Here is a 21,053-nt window from a genome sequence, read left to right as displayed (position 1 = left end):
CAGCAGTATTAACGGCAATGTTCGGTTGTTGAATACGCCATGGGGGAGTGGGAATACCATTCCCCCATTCTTTCTATTTAGTGAGAAAATTATGCCAAAAGAATTTAGCCGTACGCAGCGTGTGGCTCAGCAATTACAAAAAGAACTCGCGATGATACTTCAACGCGAAGTTCGCGATTCTCGTTTAGGAATGGTGACCATTTCTGATGTAGAAGTTTCTCGTGACCTTGCTTACGCGAAAGTGTTCGTCACTTTCTTGTGTGTAGGCGAGCAAACGCCAGAATCATGTTTAAAAGCACTACGTGAGCATGAAGCGCATATTCGTATGATGCTTGGTAAACGTATTCGCTTACGTCTAACACCTGAAATTCGCTTCCATTACGACAGCACCTTAGTAGAAGGTATGCGTATGTCGAATCTAGTTTCAGAAGTTGTTAGCACAGACAAACGCAAACAAAAAGAAGCAGGTCGCGAGGACGAAGAGTAATGGCTCGTCGTCGTAAAGGGCGTCCGATTAATGGTGTGGTGCTGATTGATAAACCAACGGGCATCTCATCAAATGACACCCTGCAAAAAGTTAAGCGCCTTTTCTTCGCTGAAAAAGCAGGACATACCGGTGCGCTAGATCCTCTAGCAACGGGTATGCTTCCGATTTGTTTGGGTGAAGCAACTAAGTTTTCTCAGTTTCTGCTTGATTCCGATAAACGTTATCGCGTGATCGCAAAACTGGGTGAACGCACTGACACATCAGATTCAGATGGTGAAGTGGTTGAAACTCGTGAAGTGAACGTAGACCGCGAAACTCTAATCAGTTGTATCGAAAAATTCAGGGGTGAAACTGATCAAGTACCTTCAATGTTTTCAGCATTGAAATACCAAGGTCGTCCTCTGTATGAATATGCTCGTCAAGGTATCGAAGTTCCTCGTGAATCTCGCAAAATCACCGTTTACGATATTGTTCTGCATCGTTTTGAAAACGATGAAGTTGAGATGGAAGTACATTGCTCAAAAGGTACCTACATCCGCACTATCGTTGATGATTTAGGTGAAATGCTTGGCTGTGGCGCGCATGTCACTATGCTTCGTCGTACTGGTGTCGCTAAGTATCCATATGAAAATATAGTAACACTAGAGCAGCTTAATGAGCTTGTTGAACAGGCTCATCGTGAAGAGCGCTCACCTTATGATGCTCTTGATGCTTTGCTGTTACCGATGGATACCGCAGTACAAGATTTACCTGAAGTAAATCTGGTTGCTGAGCTGGTTGATATGGTTCAGCACGGTCAGGCGGTTCAAGTCTTTGGTGCTCCAACAGACGGTATAGTTCGCATGACGGGTGGTGAAGAGAAGCTATTCCTTGGCGTTGCAGAAATCGATAACGATGGCAAAGTAGCGCCGAAACGTTTAGTGGTTTATCCACCTCGTACTTGATGCTGCAAGGTCAATGACGATTTATAGCGCTAAGTTACAGATTCTATTTCGTGAAATAGCGCTTGTGTGATTACAGGTTATTCCCTATAATCCGCCCCTCACGTGTCGGCTGAATCAGAGATTGGCTGACACAAATATAAACTTAACTCTTTAGGAGAGAATTATGTCTCTGAATGCAGAAACTAAAGCAGCAATCGTAGCAGAATATGCACGTGCTGAAGGCGACACTGGTTCACCAGAAGTTCAAGTAGCTCTACTTACAGCTTCTATCAACCACCTTCAAGGTCACTTCAAAGAACACAAAGGCGATCACCACAGCCGTCGTGGTCTTCTACGTATGGTTTCTAGCCGTCGTAAACTTCTAGACTACCTAAAAGGTAAAGATCTAGATCGTTACCACGACCTAATCAAACGCCTAGGCCTACGTCGTTAATTCGCGTCTGCCAAGCAGGTTTGAAGAAAAAGGGGCTTTTTAGCCCCTTTTTTGTATCTGTAAGAAAGCCAAAATCCTCACTTAAAAGCGGCTTAATTTCTCTCTGAAATTAGCATCTTGATGCAAGCGGGTATATACTACGCACGGCGAAATTCTTAGTTAAGATTTCACACTAATACTCACTACATTACAGTCAACCACGTCGACCAAACGGTCGCGGCTATTCAAAGCGTGTTTACAGAACGTGTCTTGGAATGAGTTTCTTGGGACAACGTCTGTTTGAATGAAAGACTGAGCGCGTTTTTACTAGTCGCGATTCGTAATGTGTGAGATTCATTTAATAAATCTGAGCATCTGCTCAGAGCAAGGAATATTTACATGTTCGAAAAACCAGTTGTTAAAACGTTTCAGTACGGCAACCACACTGTAACGCTAGAAACAGGTGTTATAGCACGTCAAGCGACATCAGCAGTTATGGTTACTATGGATGACACCGCAGTATTCGTATCTGTTGTTGGTAAAAAAGAAGCGGTAGAAGGTCAAGACTTCTTCCCTCTAACAGTAAACTACCAAGAGCGTACTTACGCTGCAGGTAAAATCCCAGGTGGCTTCTTCAAGCGTGAAGGTCGTCCTTCTGAAGGCGAAACTCTTACAGCTCGCTTGATTGACCGTCCAATTCGTCCTCTATTCCCAGACGGTTTCACTAACGAAGTTCAAGTTATCGCGACAGTAATGTCTGTAAACCCAGACGTTCAACCAGACATCGTGACTATGATTGGTACTTCAGCAGCTCTTGCTATTTCTGGTATCCCATTCAATGGTCCTATCGGTGCTGCGCGCGTTGGTCACATTGATGGTCAACTAGTGCTAAACCCAAGTGAAAAAGAGCTGGCGACTTCTCGTCTAGACCTAGTAGTTGCAGGTACTGAATCTGCAGTACTAATGGTTGAATCAGAAGCTGACAACCTAACTGAAGAAGAGATGCTGTCTGCAGTTGTGTTTGGTCACGACCAACAACAAACTGTTATCAAAGCAATCAACGAATTTGCAGCTGAAGTTGCTACTCCTTCTTGGAACTGGACAGCTCCTGCTGAAAACACTGAGCTAAAATCAAAAGTTGCTGAACTTGCTGAAGCGAAACTTGTTGAAGCTTACCAAATCACTGAAAAAATGGCGCGTTATGACCGTATCCACGAAATCAGTGCAGAAGTGAACGAGAAGCTACTTGCAGAAAACGAAGAACTGAACCTAAAAGAAGTTCACACAATTTTCCACGACCTAGAGAAAGTTGTAGTTCGTCGCAGCATCATCGCGGGTAACCCACGTATTGATGGTCGTGAGAAAGACATGGTTCGTGCACTTGATGTACGTACTGGCGTTCTTCCACGTACTCACGGTTCTGCGCTATTCACTCGTGGTGAAACTCAGGCTCTAGTAACAGCGACTCTAGGTACTCAACGCGACGCACAAATCATTGATGAGCTAACTGGTGAGAAGAAAGATTACTTCCTACTACACTACAACTTCCCTCCATACTGTGTAGGCGAAACTGGTTTTGTAGGTTCACCTAAGCGTCGTGAAATTGGTCACGGTAAACTGGCTAAACGCGGTATCGCAGCAGTAATGCCTTCTGCTGAAGAATTCCCATACACAGTACGTGTTGTTTCAGAAATCACTGAATCAAACGGTTCTTCTTCAATGGCTTCTGTTTGTGGTACTTCTCTAGCGCTTATGGATGCTGGTGTACCAATTAAGTCTTCTGTTGCGGGTATCGCAATGGGTCTTGTTAAAGAAGGCGACGATTTCGTTGTTCTTTCTGACATCCTTGGTGACGAAGACCACCTAGGCGACATGGACTTTAAAGTAGCAGGTACTAACACTGGTATCACAGCTCTTCAAATGGACATCAAGATCGAAGGTATCACTAAAGAGATCATGCAAATTGCTCTTAACCAAGCGCAAGGTGCACGTAAGCACATCCTATCTGTAATGGATCAAGCTATCTCTGGTGCTCGTGACGATATTTCACAATTCGCTCCACGTATTCACACAATGAAGATTAGCTCAGATAAGATCAAAGATGTTATCGGTAAAGGCGGTGCAGTTATCCGTCAGCTAACTGAAGAAACTGGTACAACGATCGAAATCGAAGATGACGGCACAATCAAGATTGCTGCAACTTCTGGTGAGCAGGCGAAAGAAGCGATTCGTCGTATTGAACAAATCACTGCTGAAGTTGAAGTAGGTAAGATCTACACAGGTAAAGTTGCACGTCTAGCTGACTTCGGCGCGTTCGTAACTGTTCTTCCTGGTAAAGATGGTCTTGTACACATTTCTCAAATCGCTGACCAGCGTGTAGAGAAAGTGTCTGACTTCCTAACTGAAGGCCAAGAAGTTCAAGTTAAAGTACTTGAAATTGACCGCCAAGGTCGTGTTCGTCTGAGCATGAAAGAAGCAGTAGAAAAGCCAGCTGAAGCAGCTGCAACTGATTCAGCTCCAGAAGCAGAATAAGTTTAAGCACAAGATGGAATGCGAACTGTTTTCGCATTTTATCTAGAAAGCGTGTTATAAAGGGAGCGTGATTCGCTCCCTTTTTCATGCGTTTGGGGTATACAGGAGTATCTATTAGTGAAATGGTTCAAAACCGCAGCGGCCAGTGCAGCATTAATGTTGTTAGCTGGATGTGCGAGCAATTCATCAGAATCGGATCAATCTATACCATGGGTTTATCCACCAATGGCTATTCCTTTACAGGCAAGTGTGCAGCAGGAAGTTCAAATAGCGCGTTTGACTCAGCTATTGCAACGCCCTGATCTAACTGACGAAGTTCGAGCAAAAATGCTTTTTGAACGTGGTAACGCTTATGACAGCGTCGGCTTACGTGATTTGGCTCGATTAGACTTCACTCAGTCATTAGCTTTAAATCCAGCGCAACCAGATATCTTTAATCTGCTTGGTGTTTATTACACTGAAACAGGTGAATTCGACGCAGCTTACGAATCTTTTGATTCAACACTAGAGCTGGATCCGAGTAATGAATATGCAATGCGTAATAGAGCGGTTGCACTTTATTACGGAGAGCGTCCTCAACTCGCTTTCGATGAAGCGGACAAACATTATCAAATGGATCCTAACGATCCGTTTCGCGCTCTTTGGCGCTACATCATCAAAATGGATCTCGATCCGAATGCGGCAAAAGCAGAGCTTAGCCAGCAGTTTAAATCCCACAATGAAGAGTGGGGGTGGTTGTTAGTTGCTATGATGCTGGATGAAATATCCGAAGAGCAGCTATTTAAAGTGATACTGGCTAGCACGCGTGACAACAATTTACTAGCACAGCGTTTAACAGAAGCCTACTTCTACCTTGGTAAGCGTTATCACATGCAAGGTGACTATGCCCATGCGGTGTCGCTTTATAAGTTAGCAATCTCGTTCAATGTTTATGAGTATGTAGAACATCGCTACTCATTTATTGAGATGGGGCGCATTTACAAAGATGTGAGAGAAGCTCAGCAAGCGAAAGAGAAAGCGGAGCTTACGGCTAGCGAGTAATCAAAGTCTTTCAAACAATAAAAAATCCAGTGTTTATGCACTGGATTTTTTATTGCTTTGAGAAGCGTGTTAGTTGGTTAGTTCCAACCGGATAAGAACTTCTTCAGTAATATCGATAATCTCGCCGTATCCGACAATCGCACTGATTTCTTTCTCCAAGTTTTTGGCCTGATGGAGACTGATTTGTGCCAGATCATCAATATCGCGTCTTAGTAATACCGTGAACGGGTCGAATACCGGAGCGCCGCAAAGTCGCAGAATAAATATCTCGCCCATTAGCTGTGCTTTCTGAATGAACTGAATGCGCTCTTTGGTATTGGCAAAATCCGATAACAATCGGGTTTCAACTGACTGGATGCGTGAACCAAACTTGATGGCTGCAATATACACTTCATGATATTGAGCTTCCGCACCATCAATTCGCTTCATTGGTGTTGCCAGCAAAGTGTTGGTATGACCTTTAAAGATCGGCTCAAGTGATATCTGTCCTTCTTGCCCAAGTTTCGCTAACAAAGCCAAGTGAGGCGGAAGAGGGTAATTTACCCCAATGACTTTAGGTTTCAGGCTAGGTCCGCTCTTCTCGACAAATATTGGCGCACTGACAGTTTTATCCAGCAATATATTATGCAAGCCTTCAAGTAACTGTGGGCTAGGTAGGATCTCTTCTTTCGGTATTAGCTTGTCTTGATTGCTTTCAATGATGCTATTGAAAAACGCGATGGTTTTCATGGTTTGCGCGTTTTCATCTATCATCAGATGCAGGCGTTGCCCTTCAGGACTGATTCTAATTACGCGATATGGCACCTGATTAAGAGGCAAATTTTTGTCGTACAGCTTCAGTTCAAGATAATCAATATTGATCATGTCACCCGCTTTCAGTTGCAAAGGGGTATTCACAATCACATTCAGACCGCGCTTGGAGAGATCGACAGAAGCGCCTTCTCCTAATACTTGATCATTGAAAATAACGTTCACTGGTGTTTTTAGTGTGTAACGTGGCTCTTTGCGGCGAGAGCGGGCATCAAAATAGATACCTGTCGGTGATCCAATAACCTTACGAGGATGACGAAACGGGTTAAGGTCACTGGTTGGCAGTTGGGGCTTGTCGACTAATAAATAGTCTTTGGCTGAGCTGAAATCACTGATTTCTTGTAATACACCGCAGTGAGTGAGCTTTTGCGACTGGTTTGCAAGCTCACTGGAATGATTAGCCAGCTCTTCTCTCTCCGTCTGAGAAAGCTCAAAAACCGATAAACGGAAAGCTTTCCAGCTCTCTTTGCGCGCACCCACGTGCCAGAACAGTTTGCGTTGGTCGCTGGTGGCTTCTGGCATCATCATAGAAAAGAAAAATGTTTTATCTTGATGCTCGTGCTTAAATGCATAAAGCACATTATTACTGCCGCTGACGCCCGGTTTGGTGAGCATGTCCATGCGAGTCTGGTTGAACAAGCTACTCAACGACTGTTGGTTACGCTCATCGTGCCAATATTGCCAAAGCGGATGGTTGTTCTCGGTTAACAAGGCCAATTTCAGTTCGCTACCGCTAAAAAACACCGGCAAGTTACAGGTATGTTTTAAATAGCTGTGTTCGTAGCCGCGAGTTCGAGCGCGGATAATTTTATCTTGGTTATCATGACGGGCTTTCTGGCTGTTATTTTTTAGTGATTCTTCAATCACCTTTTCAATAACTAGACTTTCTGACAGTTTCAAAGCACGTAAATACTTCACCGAGTCATTATCGTAAGATTCGTCGACACCAAGAATACGATACTCAATCGGTTTATTGAGCTCTTCAAACTTGCTGCTTTTAATGAGTTCGGTAAATTGAACCCAAATGGTATCGCCAAGTTTGTAGTTGAACGCGGAGGGAACTTTGAATTTAGCGCCAGATGCCGATAAATCGACACTCAAACCATGAACCACTTGTTCATTGCTTGGCAGGTGGATTTTGACTTGAGTATTAATCTTTAAACGATTTTCTAAGCGTTTAAGGTCATAACCTAATTTAATTGGTTCGACTTCAAAGCTGCCTTCTACGGTGGCAACTTTAGCTTTGTTCAATGTGCCTTGCTGCTTCATTACACGAAAGTTGTTGCGGGTGTTAATTAAGTTCTCCCAAACCCCTTCTGTGTAACCGCCAAATTTTTTTACACTTTTGTGATAGGTATTAAATGCAACGTCATCCAGCCAATGTTTTCGGCCTTCTAATTCATACTCTCTGCATTCACCTTGAACTCGGCCGCGTAAATCAATGCTTTTGGTACACGGAGTCATGACTCGATTCAACTCCATCTTCACCAAAAGTTTGACAGACGGCGGCTGCCCCTCTGTGAATTTGTTCAGGAGTTGCTCAAAGTCTGCTGATTTATAAGCGGGAATTAGCCGTTCAGCGAGGGAGAGAATTTCAGATTGCTGCATAGTTTTCTGTTAGAGTAATGTCCACTTAATAAAATCGGCATTGATAGCGATTTCTTTAGCAATATGTTGCATTGATTCAACATATTATTAAAGTCTCTATGTCACAACTTAGATGAATTTGAGGAAGCATGGTAAAAGCAAAACGCGCTTACGTATGTAACGATTGCGGCGCAGATTTTCCCCGTTGGCAAGGTCAGTGTAACGCTTGTGGCGCATGGAATACCATATCTGAAGTAAGGCTGGCTGCTTCACCACAGGTTGCGCGTAATGAACGACTCAGTGGTTATGCGGGAAGTGCTACAGAATCACAGGTTCAAACACTTTCCGAAATCAATCTGCAAGAAGTTCCTCGCTTTAGCAGTGGTTTTAAAGAGCTGGACCGTGTACTTGGTGGTGGTGTGGTGCCTGGTGCAGCCATTTTAATTGGTGGTAGCCCAGGTGCTGGTAAATCTACACTTTTGTTACAAACCATGTGTTTGCTCTCTCCTCAAATGCCGACGCTTTATGTCACTGGTGAAGAATCACTTCAGCAGGTGGCTATGCGAGCATCCCGACTAGGGTTGCCTAAAGAGCACCTGAAAATGCTCTCCGAAACCAATGTCGATAAGATTTGTCAGGTGGCAGAGAAAGAGCAGCCAAGAATTATGGTGATTGACTCTATTCAGGTGATGCATGTTGCTGATGTTCAGTCTTCTCCCGGAACTGTGGCTCAGGTACGAGAATCTGCCACTGCATTGACACGTTATGCAAAGCAAAACAATGTCGCGGTATTTATCGTTGGGCATGTAACGAAAGATGGCACTTTGGCAGGGCCTAAAGTACTGGAACACATTATCGACTGCTCAGTGTTACTCGATGGTGGTTCAGATACGCGATTCAGAACCTTACGTAGTCATAAAAACCGCTTTGGTGCTGTCAATGAGCTTGGCGTATTTGCTATGACTGGCCAAGGCTTGCGCGAAGTGAGTAACCCATCTGCCATTTTCCTTTCTCGTGGTGAAGAAGATACTTCGGGAAGTTCGGTAATGGTGGTGTGGGAAGGTACTCGTCCATTACTTGTTGAAATACAGGCGCTGGTGGATTATTCACAGTTGGCGAATCCAAGGCGAGTTGCTGTCGGGCTGGAACAGAACCGTTTGTCCCTGCTGCTTGCGGTGTTACACAAGCACGGCGGGTTGCAAATGGCTGACCAAGATGTGTTTGTGAATGTGGTTGGTGGCGTGAAAGTAACGGAAACCAGCGCGGACTTGGCATTATTGATGGCTCTTCTATCCAGTTTTCGTGACAAACCGCTACCGAAAGACGTTGTTATTTTCGGTGAAGTGGGGCTGGCTGGAGAAATTCGTCCGGTACCAAGTGGTCAAGAACGTCTAAATGAAGCTTTCAAACACGGCTTTAAGAGAGCGATTGTTCCTGCTGCAAATATGCCTAAAGGCGGTATTGCAGGAATGCAGATACATGGCGTGAAGAAGCTTTCAGATGCTATTGAAGCATTCGATGAACTTTAAGAGCGTGTCTTTATCAAAGATGAGCGTTGAGAAAATATTTTTGAATTAGCTCGCGTCTTTGGTTGGAATCGCCTATATTTCACGATCATTAGCTGTAGTTAAATATTTTTTAAGGGCAGCGGCTTGCGGGGGTATCAGTCTTGACAGATTGTGATATACTCTGCGCGCATTTTATATCCTATTAACAGAGTAAGACAATGGCAGATTTATCGAAATACAGAAACATTGGTATTTTCGCGCACGTTGACGCGGGTAAAACCACTACCACTGAGCGTATTCTTAAGCTTACTGGTAAAATCCATAAAACTGGTGAGGTTCACGATGGTGAATCTACTACAGACTTCATGGAACAAGAAGCAGAGCGCGGTATTACTATCCAGTCAGCAGCTGTAACGTGTGAATGGAAAAATCACCGTCTAAACGTTATCGATACTCCTGGACACGTTGACTTTACAGTTGAAGTATACCGTTCACTTAAAGTTCTAGATGGCGGTATCGGTGTATTCTGTGGTTCTGGCGGTGTTGAACCTCAGTCAGAAACTAACTGGCGTTACGCTAACGAATCTGAAGTATCACGTATCATTTTCGTAAACAAACTAGACCGTATGGGTGCAGACTTCCTTAACGTTGTTGAGCAAGTTAAAAAAGTACTAGGTGCAAACCCACTAGTTATGACTCTACCAATCGGTCGTGAAGACGATTTCGTTGGTGTTGTTGATATCCTAAACCGTCAAGCATACGTTTGGGATGATTCTGGTCTACCAGAAAACTACGAAATCAAAGAAGTTCCAGCTGACATGGTTGATGACGTAGAAACATACCGTGAAATGCTGATCGAAACTGCTGTTGAGCAAGACGACGAGCTAATGATGGCTTACATGGAAGGCGAAGAGCCGACTGTTGAGCAAGTTAAAGCTTGTATCCGTAAAGGTACTCGTGACCTAGCTTTCTTCCCAACATTCTGTGGTTCTGCATTCAAAAACAAAGGTATGCAACTTGTTCTTGACGCAGTAGTAGATTACCTACCAAGCCCAACAGAAGTTGAGCCACAAGATCTAACTAACCCAGAAACTGGTGAACCAACTGGTGAGAAAGCGATCGTTGACGCTGAACTTCCACTTAAAGCTCTTGCGTTTAAGATCATGGATGACCGTTTTGGTGCTCTAACATTCGTACGTATTTACTCTGGTCGCATTAAGAAGGGTGACACCATCCTTAACTCTGCAACTGGTAAAACTGAGCGTATCGGCCGTATGGTTGAGATGCAAGCGAACGACCGTACTGAGATCACTGAAGCTCAAGCTGGTGACATCATCGCTATCGTTGGTATGAAGAACGTTCAAACTGGTCACACTCTATGTGATCCAAAACACGAATGTACTCTAGAGCCAATGATCTTCCCAGAACCAGTAATCTCTATCGCTGTTGCGCCTAAAGATAAAGGTTCTACTGAGAAAATGGGTATCGCGATCGGTAAAATGGTTGCAGAAGATCCATCTTTCCAAGTTGAAACTGACGAAGATTCTGGCGAAACCATCCTTAAAGGTATGGGCGAACTTCACCTAGACATCAAAGTAGACATCCTTAAGCGTACTTACGGTGTTGAACTAGTTGTTGGTGCTCCTCAAGTAGCTTACCGTGAAACAATCACTAAAGCTGTTGAAGATAGCTACACGCACAAGAAACAGTCTGGTGGTTCAGGTCAGTTCGGTAAGATCGACTACCGCATCAAACCTGGTGAGCCAAACTCAGGCTTCACGTTCAAATCAACAGTTGTTGGTGGTAACGTACCTAAAGAATTCTGGCCTGCAGTAGAAAAAGGCTTCGAAAGCATGATGCAACACGGTGTTCTAGCTGGCTTCCCTACGCTAGACGTTGAAGTTGAACTATTTGATGGTGGCTTCCACGCAGTTGACTCATCTGCAATCGCATTTGAAATCGCAGCGAAAGGCGCATTCCGTCAATCTATGCCAAAAGCTGGCGCGCAACTTCTAGAGCCAATCATGAAAGTTGACGTGTTCACTCCAGAAGATCACGTTGGTGACGTAATCGGTGACCTTAACCGTCGTCGTGGTATGATCAAAGACCAACAAGCTGCAGCTACTGGCGTACGTATCAAAGCAGACGTTCCACTATCTGAAATGTTCGGCTACATCGGTACTCTACGTACAATGACTTCTGGTCGTGGTCAGTTCTCTATGGAGTTCGCACACTACGCACCATGTCCTGCTAACGTAGCAGAAAAAGTTATCGCTGAAGTTAAAGAGCGTAACGCTAAGAAATAATAGTTCTTAACTGTTATAAAAAAGCCCCACCAGTGAAAGCTGGTGGGGCTTTTTGTTACCTTCAGTTTATTTAACCCCCTCTAACTCCCCCTTCATAAGGGGGAGAAATAAGAGTTTCATAGATAAATGACTTTTACTTTTCCCAAACAATTAGTTGATCTTTAGGCCAGTTTTGCCCTATTTCGTGGTACTTCTTCTCTAAGACATGACGCTTAATTTTCAGTGTCGGAGTTAGGACTCCGTTAGCAATTGACCATGGTTCTTTGATCATCAAGACACCTTTAATTTGCTCGTGAGTTTCTACCTCAGAGTTAATACGTTTGATGATTTTCTCCGTCGTTCTTTCGTAACGAGAACGGTCAAAATGAGGAAAAGCATGTGGAACGACTAACAAAATGGGTGCTGGCAAACCTAAGCCAATCATGCACATCATTTCTACACGAGAGTATTCAAACAGTTTCTTTTCAATCGGTACGGGTGCTACGAACTTGCCTTTTGCGGTTTTGAAGGTGTCTTTCTTGCGACCTTGAATACTAAGATAGCCGTCACTATCTATCGAGCCAATATCACCAGTATGAAGCCATCCTTCATTATCAAACGATTCTTTAGTCGCAATATCGTTGTTGTAGTAACCAGCAAAAAGTCCTTTGCTGAGAACAAGAATTTCTCCATCCTCTGCAATTTTTATCTGTACTCCGGGTCCTGCATTACCAACCGTGCCAATTTTATCTGCACGGAAAGGGTAGTTGATGGTGCTATAGGCAAATGACTCGGTCATTCCCCAAGCTTCAGTGATGTTTAGTCCTACCTGATGGTACCAGCTAAGCAAAGAAGGGGAGACAGGTGCAGAACCACAACCTAAGATTCTCGCCTTATCTAGCCCTAAACCATCAGCTATCTTGCGTTTGACTATTGAGTTTACAAACGGAATCTTTAGCAATAAGTTCAGTTTTCGCTGAGGAAGCTTATCTAGAATTCTTTGTTGGAACAGAGTCCATAACCGTGGCACCGAAATAAAGAAGGTTGGACGGTGCATTCTGACGTCTTCAATAAAGGTATCAAGTGATTCAGGAAAGGCGGTTTGTACCCCACCCTGAATAGAGGTTCCGAAAATGTACACACGTTCGGTGATATGAGCTAATGGCAGATAAGAGAACAAACGGTCTTCGTCTTCGATCTGTATAAGATCTATCAATTGCTGTACTGACCAAGTAAAAGCTCCGTAGGTGAGCATAGCGCCTTTTGGCTGACCTGATGTTCCGGATGTATAGACCAACGACATCAGCTTGTCATCATGATGCTGAGCTCTTTCTGTGGTTGGTGGGTACTGTTTAATTAGCTCTTGATATTCGTATTGGCATTTTGGGGCAGAACTGTAAGGTAAAGCGATACTGACGATGTTCGGGATCGCCTTCATAGCTTCAATTACAGCTTCATTATCATCCAGCTTACCGACGATTATGTGTTGGCTGCCGCTATGATTCAGACAGTATTCGATAGTGTCAGAACCTGCTGTCGGAAAAATGGGAACGCTGATGTAATCACCGAGCATCATCGCTAAATCGCAAATAAACCATTCCGCACAGTTTTTAGAAATGAGTGCGACTTTATCTCCGGGTTTGGCTCCTAGCGCTCGCAGTGCTGACACCAAGCGTAAAGCTTTGTCCGCGACATCAGCATAAGTAAATTCGACGAATTCTCGGTTAATTATCTGTTTAAGATAAACTTCATTGGGACGCTCTTCGGCCCATTTCAAAATCATTTCATTTGGTGGCGGGAGAGAGCAGTAAGATTGATGTGACTCATTTGGCAGAATCATATTCGAACTCCATGTAACAGCTTATTATTGTTATAAAAATGTTAAATCAACTTAACATTAGCACGGGTTTGCTGGTTCGAAAAAGATCAAAACGTGAAAATTTGTAAATTTAAGGGGCATTTATTTGCCTAAACACACCTGGACTGATTCCAGTCTTCTTCTTAAATATACGAGAGAAGTACGATACATCGTGATACCCGCACTGATAGGCCACAAAGGCGATTTTCGCATTGGGTTCCTCGAGTAAAAGTCGCTTAGCAAGCGTGATGCGTTTACTGCAAATGTAATCTCTAAAGCTCACGCCAACCATTCTTTTAAACAGTTTAGAAAAATAGGAGATGGAGTAATGGCAATAGCTTGCGACATCTTCTTCTCTAATTTCTTGAGTGAGGTTGAGATCAATATGGCGCAAAATATCCAACATCTCCTTACTCATTGTGTGATGAGGAGTCGGCGTATGTTGTAATCTAGGGTCTAAAGCTTTTCGACCAGAAGAAAAACTTAAGCTCAATTTCTCACTAATTATACTCGCAGCGATATGTGGGTCTTCCTTTGATATATCAATAATGCCGAATATCGCTTCGTTTCTATTAATTGAGTTTAAAAAATTCCCTTCATGGATTACCACCAAATACTTATTCAGATTTGCACAAATTCTTAACGCGGTGAGCAATAACTCTTGGCATTTTTCCCTATGCAAGAAAAAGACGGCATAGTGAATGTTAGGTTCACTCAAAATAGAGACATCGTTACCGTGTTCAATCACAGTAAAGTAAGCGTTACATGCTTCTTGCGCCCGCAGGGGCAATTGATTCACAGAGCTTCCAAGCCAGTGAGCGACATGTTTTGTTGCCATAAGTATGTGTATATCCTTCCGTAGATAAGCAACTAGGCTATTAGGTTTCTTTTGTCAGAATAATGTCAGTAATGTCATTTTGTTGTCATGGTAATGTAAGCGTAGAGTTGTGACTGAAAAGTGCAAGTTCTCATCTAAAAGTTGCAAAGTTTATCTATATAAAACCTGAGTTGATGGAAATATTAATAGTGATATTGCTTCATATTGCAGATGTAATTTTTTTCATTAATTTCAATAATGAGAAAGTGCAAGTATAAATAATTGACGTGAAATATAGAGAATATGCTCAGTTCTAACTGTCTGTCTCTGTTTGTTTGAAACTTGTTTCGTAAAGGGTTTGTAGTTGATTAATACTTAATGATTAGTACAAATTCGCCCTAAAGTTTTAACCGTCTTTTCCACTCTTGACTGCTTTTCAGTTTAAAAAAGTGCCAAAAGAGAACAAAAAAGTCCTAACCGCAAATTTAAGAACTCTCTACATTAGAAATGAGCCATTTATTAAGGAGGCCTCTAATGAATAAGTTTATTGAACAAGCCAAAGCCTTTTGGCAAGACGAAGACGGTCTTAGTGCTGTTGAATATGTTGTTGCTGGTGCGTTAGTAATTGCTGTTTTAGTTGGAGGGTTTACTACACTAGGTGAAACCTTAAGCGATAAATTGGATCAATTGAATAACGATATAAATCCTCCAGCTGCAGGATAAATTGAGCGTTACTCCGTAGTGGGTATTCCCTCTGCGGAGTTAATCTTTGTTTAAACGATGACTAGTGTCCATCTCCAAGGTTATTTTTTATGATTTATTCATCTAACAGATTGTATTTTTTTTTAAAAAATGAAGATGGTTTAAGTGCAGTAGAATATATAGTTGCTGGTACCTTAGTCGTTGTGTTGTTGGTAGCAGGATTTGCTCTTTTGGGAACAACGGTAGACAACAGACTATTATTTTTACGTAACGCCCTTAGTTGGGAGTAATTAAATTTTGCTCTATCCGATGACGTTGACATGGCCACTTCTATTTATAATTGGTGTGTTTGATGCTCGAGAACAGCGCATTCCGAATGTTTGGGTTTTAATGTTATTGAGTGTGGCTGTTCTGGCTTCGCTAGGATCTCCTGTTGATATTAGCGAGCGGCTCTACGGCTTTGCTCTATTGTTTGTATTGATGTTGATACTTTATTTAGTTGGTGGTGTTGCTGCCGGCGATGTCAAATTAGCTGCAGTGATTGGATATATATTGGGTTGGGAGGAGTTGGCTAGCTACAGTTGGACATTTGCTTTTAGCTGTTTGTTTATTGGCGTTATGTATCAGTTACTTAAACGTTTAACAACTGGCGTACAATGCGGATATCTAGGGTATCAATCTATTTTAGTTAGTGTCAGTTTTAGAAGTATGAAGCCGATACAAACAAATGCCACTTATATGCCTCTAGCTCCGGTAATGATTGTCGCATTAGCCTTAAACAGTTATTTCTCTCATTTTTCATAAAGCCTAATCTTTTATAGAGACAAGGGAGTCTCAAATGGAATCAGAGGTCAATGAAGTTGTAAAGATCAAGCCAAGCGAAAAAGGAGTTTTAACCCCTCAGGCTGCTGCACCTAAAGTTCCTACTACTTTCGATGAGCTTCATATTCCTCAAGCTGTTCTTGAGAATTTACTACTTAAACAGCTAGCGGCTTACCCTAAATCTGACATTTTGCAGCTCACTCGCTTGATGGCAATCAGCAGCCATATGATTGAAGAGCTGATTGCCGTTTTACGCAAAAAATCATTGGTTGAAGTGTATCAAGCTGAATCTAATTCTTATCTTGCCCAATCTTCTGGCCATGTTCGCTATGGATTATCTGAAACTGGAATGCAGGAAGCAGATAACGCTTTTGCGCGTGATGCCTATTTAGGACCGGCTCCTGTTTCCTTACAAGACTACACTGCAATGGTTAAGGCTCAGGATGTACGTGCTAAATTAGTTACCCGTCCAGATGTAACTCGCGCTATGAGCGATGTATTTGGTGCCGAGAGGATGATTTCTGTTTTAGGTCCCGCTATCAATTCCGGCCGAGCATTGCTACTTTATGGGGATGCGGGTACTGGTAAAACCTATGTTGCTACACGGCTGCTAAATTCGCTAAATACCTCAGTCTATATTCCTTATGCGGTTTATGCGGCGGGAAATATCATTAAAGTTTTATCTCAGCAGCACCATAAACCAGTAGTGAGTAAAGATTCACCATCGATCAGTCTGACATACAAAGACCAGTATGATGGTCGATGGGTGCTGTGTGAACGCCCCAGCATCCAAGTGGGTGGCGAACTCACGATGGATATGCTGGAAGTCAATCATTCAGAGCACAATCGAGTGTGGATGGCACCTCTTCAGATGATGGCGAACAACGGCATATTGGTTATTGACGATTTAGGGCGTCAACCTATGCCTGTGGATACCATACTCAACCGTTGGATTGTGCCAATGGAGTACTTCTTTGACCACTTGTCCTTGCCTAACGGGCAGCAAATCACTATCCCATTCATTCTTACTCTCGCGTTTTCGACCAATTTAGATCCCGAAAAAATCAGTGATCCCGCTTTTTTACGTCGCTTGGGATACAAAATTCAATTTCATCCGCTTGAGCGTTCTGAGTACCACGCTCTGTGGGAAAGCATGGCAAGCGGTCGATCTTTAACAGTTCAACCAGCATCTTTTGATAGTTTGTATGACCTTCACCGGATTCATAGTGTGGGTTTTTACCCTTGTCTACCGAAAGACATCATAGGAATCAGTCGAGATATCATTGCATTTGAAGAGGCCGCTTCTGTTATTACGCCGGAAATATTGAAACGAGCGTGGGAAGTTTACTTCACTGCTGATGGTAAAGGAGGAGGCGCTCGATGAGTCGCAATCAAATAATCCTGTTATTTTTGCTTTCAATTATCTTCGGGTTGGGGGCGGTTTTTTTTGCTAAGCAATGGATGGACAGGCAATCTCAACCTCAAACGGAAGTTGAAGTGGTTGAGCGAGAGCCGGTTGTCGTCGCAGCCATTGAAGTACCAGCCGGTACTATTCTTGACGAGCAACACTTTACCACCAAATTACTGGAAAAAGCGTGGCGTTCGGAACATCAGTTTTCTGATGTATCTGAGTTGGTTGGTATGGTTGCTGCAGATAACTTATACCCCGATGAAATTATTATTGCTCAACATGTGAATGCACCGGGGCAAGGTGCAACGCTCGCAACACTCATTCCTGAAGATAAGCGTGCGGTGACCATTCGAGTCAATGATGTTATCGGTGTGGCTGGGTTTCTTCTTCCGGGAAATCGAGTTGATATTCTCAGTACAGTGAAATTCGGTCAAAACTCTGCATCTACAACCACCGTTTTAAAAGATATCAAAGTGTTAGCAGTCGACCAAACGGCCAGAACCAAAGAAAATAAACCGATTATTGTTCGCGCTGTAACCCTTGAAGTAACCCCTAAAGAAGCAGAGAAGTTACTCAGTGCCAATACTAAAGGGGCTATACAACTGGCTCTGCGTAATCCACAAGCAATAGAACCTAAAGTGGTTCAACCGTATGTTGCTCCACGAGTGACAATTATTAAAGGAACGAATTCATCAAGTGTTCGGGTCAGGGAGTGAGGTGAGTGATGAAAAGAATAATAATGGCACTTACACTGTGTTTTGCACTGAATCACTGGGTAATAGCGGCGACTCAAAGTGGTAAAACGGTCAATGTTCCACATCATAAATCGACCTTTGTAGAATTGGCGGGCAAAGCGACACGAGTCTCATTGGGCGATCCTGATGTTCTCGATATTGTGATGTTGAAGGCCGATGAGCTGTTTTTAATCGGTAAAAAATTGGGTTCGACCAACTTGATGGCTTGGGATAGCCGGGGTCAGTTAATCGAGTCAATCAATATTGAAGTGACCCATGATGTGAATAATCTCAAGGCCAAGCTGTTTGAAATAATGCCGGATGAAACCGTTAGTGTGCAGAGTGCGCAAAATCGTCTGATTTTAAGTGGACAGGTAAGCTCACTAGAAAAAATGAACTTAGCATTACGTTTGGCCGAAACTTATGCTGCTGGTCAGGCTGCAGATAGCGAAACAGCAACCCGCAATGAAGAAAGTGGAAGCACTGGCGTGGTTAACTTAATGACTATAGGTGGTGCTCAACAAGTGATGTTGGAAGTGACTGTTGCAGAAGTACAGCGCAGTTTAGTAAGGCGTTTCGGCACTAACTTTAATTTCTTTCAGACCAACGGAAATTTCTCTATCGGTGGTACCTCTGTCGGTGGTGGTTTCCTTGGCGTAAATCCTGTGCTTGGTGCCCCTCTAGCGGAAAGTACAGGGATCTTATCTTCGTTTATTGATGGGAATACTCTGTTCACTCTAGCTCTTGATATCGCAAAAGAAACTGGGGTAGCTAAAGTTTTGGCTGAGCCAAACTTAACCGCTTTAAGTGGAGCCAAAGCCGAATTCTTAGCTGGGGGAGAATTTCCGATCCCAGTCCCAGATGAGGACGGGATTACCATCGAGTATAAAGAGTATGGTGTTGGTGTGAAATTTATCCCTACGATTCTCAGTGATAAGAAAATTAACTTAAATTTAGCTGTTGATGTAAGCGAAATAGCGACTTCCACAACTCTATCATTAAGTACGGCGGGGACTAACGCGACTTATTATATCCCGCCGATTACCCGTCGAAGCGCCTCGTCTACCCTAGAGCTTGCTGACGGGCAGACCATTGGTATTGCTGGTCTTCTTAGTGAAAATGTCCGTGACTCGGCCTCTAAATTTCCTGGATTAGGGGACGTGCCAGTTTTGGGACAATTATTTGGTAGTCAGGAGTATATTTCTGGGGAAACTGAGCTGGTCATCTTGGTTACTCCGAGACTGGCTAAACCTATCGATCGTTCTAGAATTAAATTACCAACTGATGCTTTCGTTGAGCCAAACGACGTTAAATATTACCTGTTAGGTAGAGGTGCTTATATAGCTAAACCGGATGAGGTGCATAGAGCTGAACCTCAGAAATATGACGAGTTGCAAGATAACTCTCGAGGTGGTGCTGAAGGATCATTTGGTCACGATATGTAAGGAGAAGCTTCAAATGAAATACACACCATTAATATTAGTGTCATTGAGCATTTTGCTTACTGGTTGTGCCAATCAACATCGTTTGGGAACACACGTTGCTCAGCTTAGGGTGCAACAAACCTATGACACGTCAGCCACTCTCAATAACTTAGAAGTTATACCATCTGGTAATGGTGAGCGTATGGAAGACGCTTACAGTGCATATACTGGCAAAAGTGGTGAAACTCTAGAGGGAGGCTCTAGCAGCCAAGTGCTGTTAGGCTTTAATTAAGTTGAGGCCAATATGAAAACACACCATCCAGTTCGCGGAATGCGAAAACAGCGAGGTCTGGTTGCTGTGATTGTAACAATAGCACTGTTTTCCTTTATGGGGATTGCAGCGTTAGCCGTTGATATCAACCATGCGCTTATGAACCGGACTAAGCTGCAAAACAGCGTTGACTCTGCTGCATTAGCAGCGGCTTTGGTGCTCGATCGCTCTGATTTTACTAGTGGAACAGCAGCAAGTGCTCTTGCCATCGCATCAGGTGCTGCCAAAGACGCTCTCGCTCAAATGGCGACGGCAAACGGAAATGCTGAGTTAGATTTTGTCTCCGCACCCGTTGAAGTGAATATTACTTTGGCAAATCGCGCTGATATGACCGGTGGATATGATCCGGCGGGAGAAGATCATTATGTAAGGGTTGCTGTAAATAACTTATCTTTAAACAGTTTTGTTATGCAGATGTTTGGTCTTGACAAGCAGTTGTCGGCCAGCGCTGTTGCAGGACCTAGCGCTGGGGGAGGAAGTTGTAATCTGGTGCCTATGGCTGTTTGTGAAATAGACGCTAGCGACACCAGTAATTCTGGCTATGAGTACAACAGTATTTATGCGCTTAAACTGGCAACCAACAACTCTGAAATGGGACCAGGAAATTTTCAGTTACTTAATTATGACCCAGATGATCCTAATACCCCTTCAGAGACAGAAAACTACAAGCTCAGTGAACAATTAGCTGGGGCATATAAAGGATGCGCAGTACCGGGAAGAACCGTTCGTTCAAAACCGGGTAATACAGTAGGACCTGTCGGCGATGGGCTCAATATGCGTTTTGGTGATAGATCTAATCTTGATGCTTCACTTTTCCCTTCTGACTCAAACACTACCGACGCTGAGCTAAATGATATCTATAAGAAAGACCATAAGGATGTGAATACAATAACCGATGTATTTGAAAAAATAGCAGAAGCGGAAACTGCATTAGCGAATAATGTTAATCCCAAAAATAACAAAGCACTTACTGATGCTGAAATTGCTCAATATGAATCGGTATTGGCAGACTACCCACTCGATAGCCAGGAAGATCTCACTCTCAACTACGAGCTGTATAAAAGCACCGGTAATGACCGGCGACGCTTAGCAGTACCTATCATTGACTGCACTGCTGATGCTTATGGTGATCCTTCTCCCACTGGGGCCAGTGACTACAATGTGAAGTCTGTTGGGTGTTTCTTCTTATTACAACGAGCACCAACTAATAACGGCGATAAGCAAGAGATCTACGGAGAGTATTTGGAAAAATGCCCAACACCGAACGTTCCTTATAACGGGGTCAGTAACAGCTTAGGTACTTATCGTATTGTGCTTTATGACGATCCTTTTAATAAGGAGTCATGAA

At 43.3% G+C, this 21,053-nt stretch carries 18 protein-coding genes; 15 read left to right on the top strand and 3 right to left on the bottom strand.

Annotated features, from left to right (window positions below):
- Positions 1–91: 91 nt before the first annotated feature.
- The 5 genes from rbfA to nlpI all read left to right on the top strand — a co-directional run bounded on the left by rbfA (position 92) and on the right by nlpI (position 5,416).
- Complete coding sequence (rbfA, locus tag HKI82_RS12580) at positions 92–487, top strand: 30S ribosome-binding factor RbfA (RefSeq protein ID WP_102941024.1); 396 nt, start codon at positions 92–94, stop codon at positions 485–487.
- On the top strand, positions 487–1,431 hold the full coding sequence (truB, locus tag HKI82_RS12575) for a tRNA pseudouridine(55) synthase TruB (protein WP_171138223.1): 945 nt from the start codon (positions 487–489) through the stop codon (positions 1,429–1,431). Before rbfA ends, truB begins: the two co-directional genes overlap by 1 nt.
- A gap of 163 nt (positions 1,432–1,594) precedes the next feature.
- Positions 1,595–1,864: a 30S ribosomal protein S15 gene (rpsO, locus tag HKI82_RS12570; protein WP_042484382.1), complete on the top strand. Its 270-nt coding sequence runs from the start codon at positions 1,595–1,597 to the stop codon at positions 1,862–1,864.
- Between the two features lie 378 nt (positions 1,865–2,242).
- The gene (gene pnp / locus HKI82_RS12565) at positions 2,243–4,375 is read left to right on the top strand and encodes a polyribonucleotide nucleotidyltransferase (RefSeq protein WP_171138222.1); all 2,133 of its coding nucleotides are present in this window, start codon (positions 2,243–2,245) and stop codon (positions 4,373–4,375) included.
- Positions 4,376–4,492: 117 nt separating this feature from the next.
- Positions 4,493–5,416, top strand: coding sequence for a lipoprotein NlpI (gene nlpI, locus HKI82_RS12560; protein WP_171138221.1), 924 nt, complete (start codon positions 4,493–4,495; stop codon positions 5,414–5,416).
- A 69-nt stretch (positions 5,417–5,485) separates the two neighbouring features.
- Here nlpI and HKI82_RS12555 read toward each other — a convergent pair whose 3' ends face one another.
- Complete coding sequence (locus HKI82_RS12555; protein WP_171138220.1) at positions 5,486–7,834, bottom strand: PilZ domain-containing protein; 2,349 nt, start codon at positions 7,832–7,834, stop codon at positions 5,486–5,488.
- 128 nt (positions 7,835–7,962) lie between these two features.
- Between HKI82_RS12555 and radA the strand changes: the two genes are divergently transcribed.
- Both radA and fusA read left to right on the top strand, forming a co-directional pair.
- Positions 7,963–9,342 (top strand): DNA repair protein RadA, encoded by a 1,380-nt coding sequence (radA, locus tag HKI82_RS12550; protein WP_171138219.1) that lies wholly within the window; start codon positions 7,963–7,965, stop codon positions 9,340–9,342.
- A 197-nt stretch (positions 9,343–9,539) separates the two neighbouring features.
- Positions 9,540–11,627, top strand: a complete 2,088-nt coding sequence (gene fusA / locus HKI82_RS12545) for an elongation factor G (protein ID WP_102941030.1) — start codon at positions 9,540–9,542, stop codon at positions 11,625–11,627.
- 133 nt (positions 11,628–11,760) lie between these two features.
- Here the strand turns inward: fusA and HKI82_RS12540 are convergent, their stop codons facing one another.
- Both HKI82_RS12540 and HKI82_RS12535 read right to left on the bottom strand, forming a co-directional pair.
- Positions 11,761–13,446, bottom strand: coding sequence for an AMP-binding protein (locus HKI82_RS12540; RefSeq protein WP_171138218.1), 1,686 nt, complete (start codon positions 13,444–13,446; stop codon positions 11,761–11,763).
- A 109-nt stretch (positions 13,447–13,555) separates the two neighbouring features.
- Positions 13,556–14,302 carry a helix-turn-helix transcriptional regulator gene (locus tag HKI82_RS12535; protein WP_171138217.1) on the bottom strand — a complete coding sequence of 249 codons (747 nt, stop codon included), beginning with the start codon at positions 14,300–14,302 and terminating at the stop codon, positions 13,556–13,558.
- Between the two features lie 513 nt (positions 14,303–14,815).
- Here HKI82_RS12535 and HKI82_RS12530 point away from each other — a divergent pair.
- The 8 genes from HKI82_RS12530 (at position 14,816) to HKI82_RS12495 (ending at position 21,052) form a co-directional block, all read left to right on the top strand.
- Entirely contained in the window at positions 14,816–15,004 is a 189-nt protein-coding gene (locus tag HKI82_RS12530) for a Flp family type IVb pilin (RefSeq protein ID WP_171138216.1), read from the top strand.
- An 89-nt stretch (positions 15,005–15,093) separates the two neighbouring features.
- Positions 15,094–15,273: a Flp family type IVb pilin gene (locus HKI82_RS12525; RefSeq protein ID WP_171138215.1), complete on the top strand. Its 180-nt coding sequence runs from the start codon at positions 15,094–15,096 to the stop codon at positions 15,271–15,273.
- A 7-nt stretch (positions 15,274–15,280) separates the two neighbouring features.
- Positions 15,281–15,787 carry a prepilin peptidase gene (locus HKI82_RS12520; RefSeq protein WP_146029082.1) on the top strand — a complete coding sequence of 169 codons (507 nt, stop codon included), beginning with the start codon at positions 15,281–15,283 and terminating at the stop codon, positions 15,785–15,787.
- Positions 15,788–15,821: 34 nt separating this feature from the next.
- Positions 15,822–17,189: an ATP-binding protein gene (locus HKI82_RS12515; protein ID WP_171138214.1), complete on the top strand. Its 1,368-nt coding sequence runs from the start codon at positions 15,822–15,824 to the stop codon at positions 17,187–17,189.
- Positions 17,186–17,932, top strand: a complete 747-nt coding sequence (gene cpaB / locus HKI82_RS12510; RefSeq protein ID WP_042484357.1) for a Flp pilus assembly protein CpaB — start codon at positions 17,186–17,188, stop codon at positions 17,930–17,932. Before HKI82_RS12515 ends, cpaB begins: the two co-directional genes overlap by 4 nt.
- An 8-nt stretch (positions 17,933–17,940) precedes the next feature.
- Complete coding sequence (locus tag HKI82_RS12505; RefSeq protein ID WP_171138293.1) at positions 17,941–19,395, top strand: type II and III secretion system protein family protein; 1,455 nt, start codon at positions 17,941–17,943, stop codon at positions 19,393–19,395.
- 13 nt (positions 19,396–19,408) lie between these two features.
- Positions 19,409–19,666 (top strand): hypothetical protein, encoded by a 258-nt coding sequence (locus HKI82_RS12500; protein WP_171138213.1) that lies wholly within the window; start codon positions 19,409–19,411, stop codon positions 19,664–19,666.
- Positions 19,667–19,678: 12 nt separating this feature from the next.
- Positions 19,679–21,052: a pilus assembly protein TadG-related protein gene (locus tag HKI82_RS12495; RefSeq protein ID WP_171138212.1), complete on the top strand. Its 1,374-nt coding sequence runs from the start codon at positions 19,679–19,681 to the stop codon at positions 21,050–21,052.
- The last annotated feature ends 1 nt before the right edge of the window (position 21,053 follow it).

This window comes from Vibrio plantisponsor (assembly GCF_013041605.1).
Lineage (GTDB): Bacteria > Pseudomonadota > Gammaproteobacteria > Enterobacterales > Vibrionaceae > Vibrio > Vibrio plantisponsor.
The sequence above is the reverse complement of the archived record's forward strand: the minus strand, read 5'-3'. Positions and strand labels throughout refer to the sequence as shown.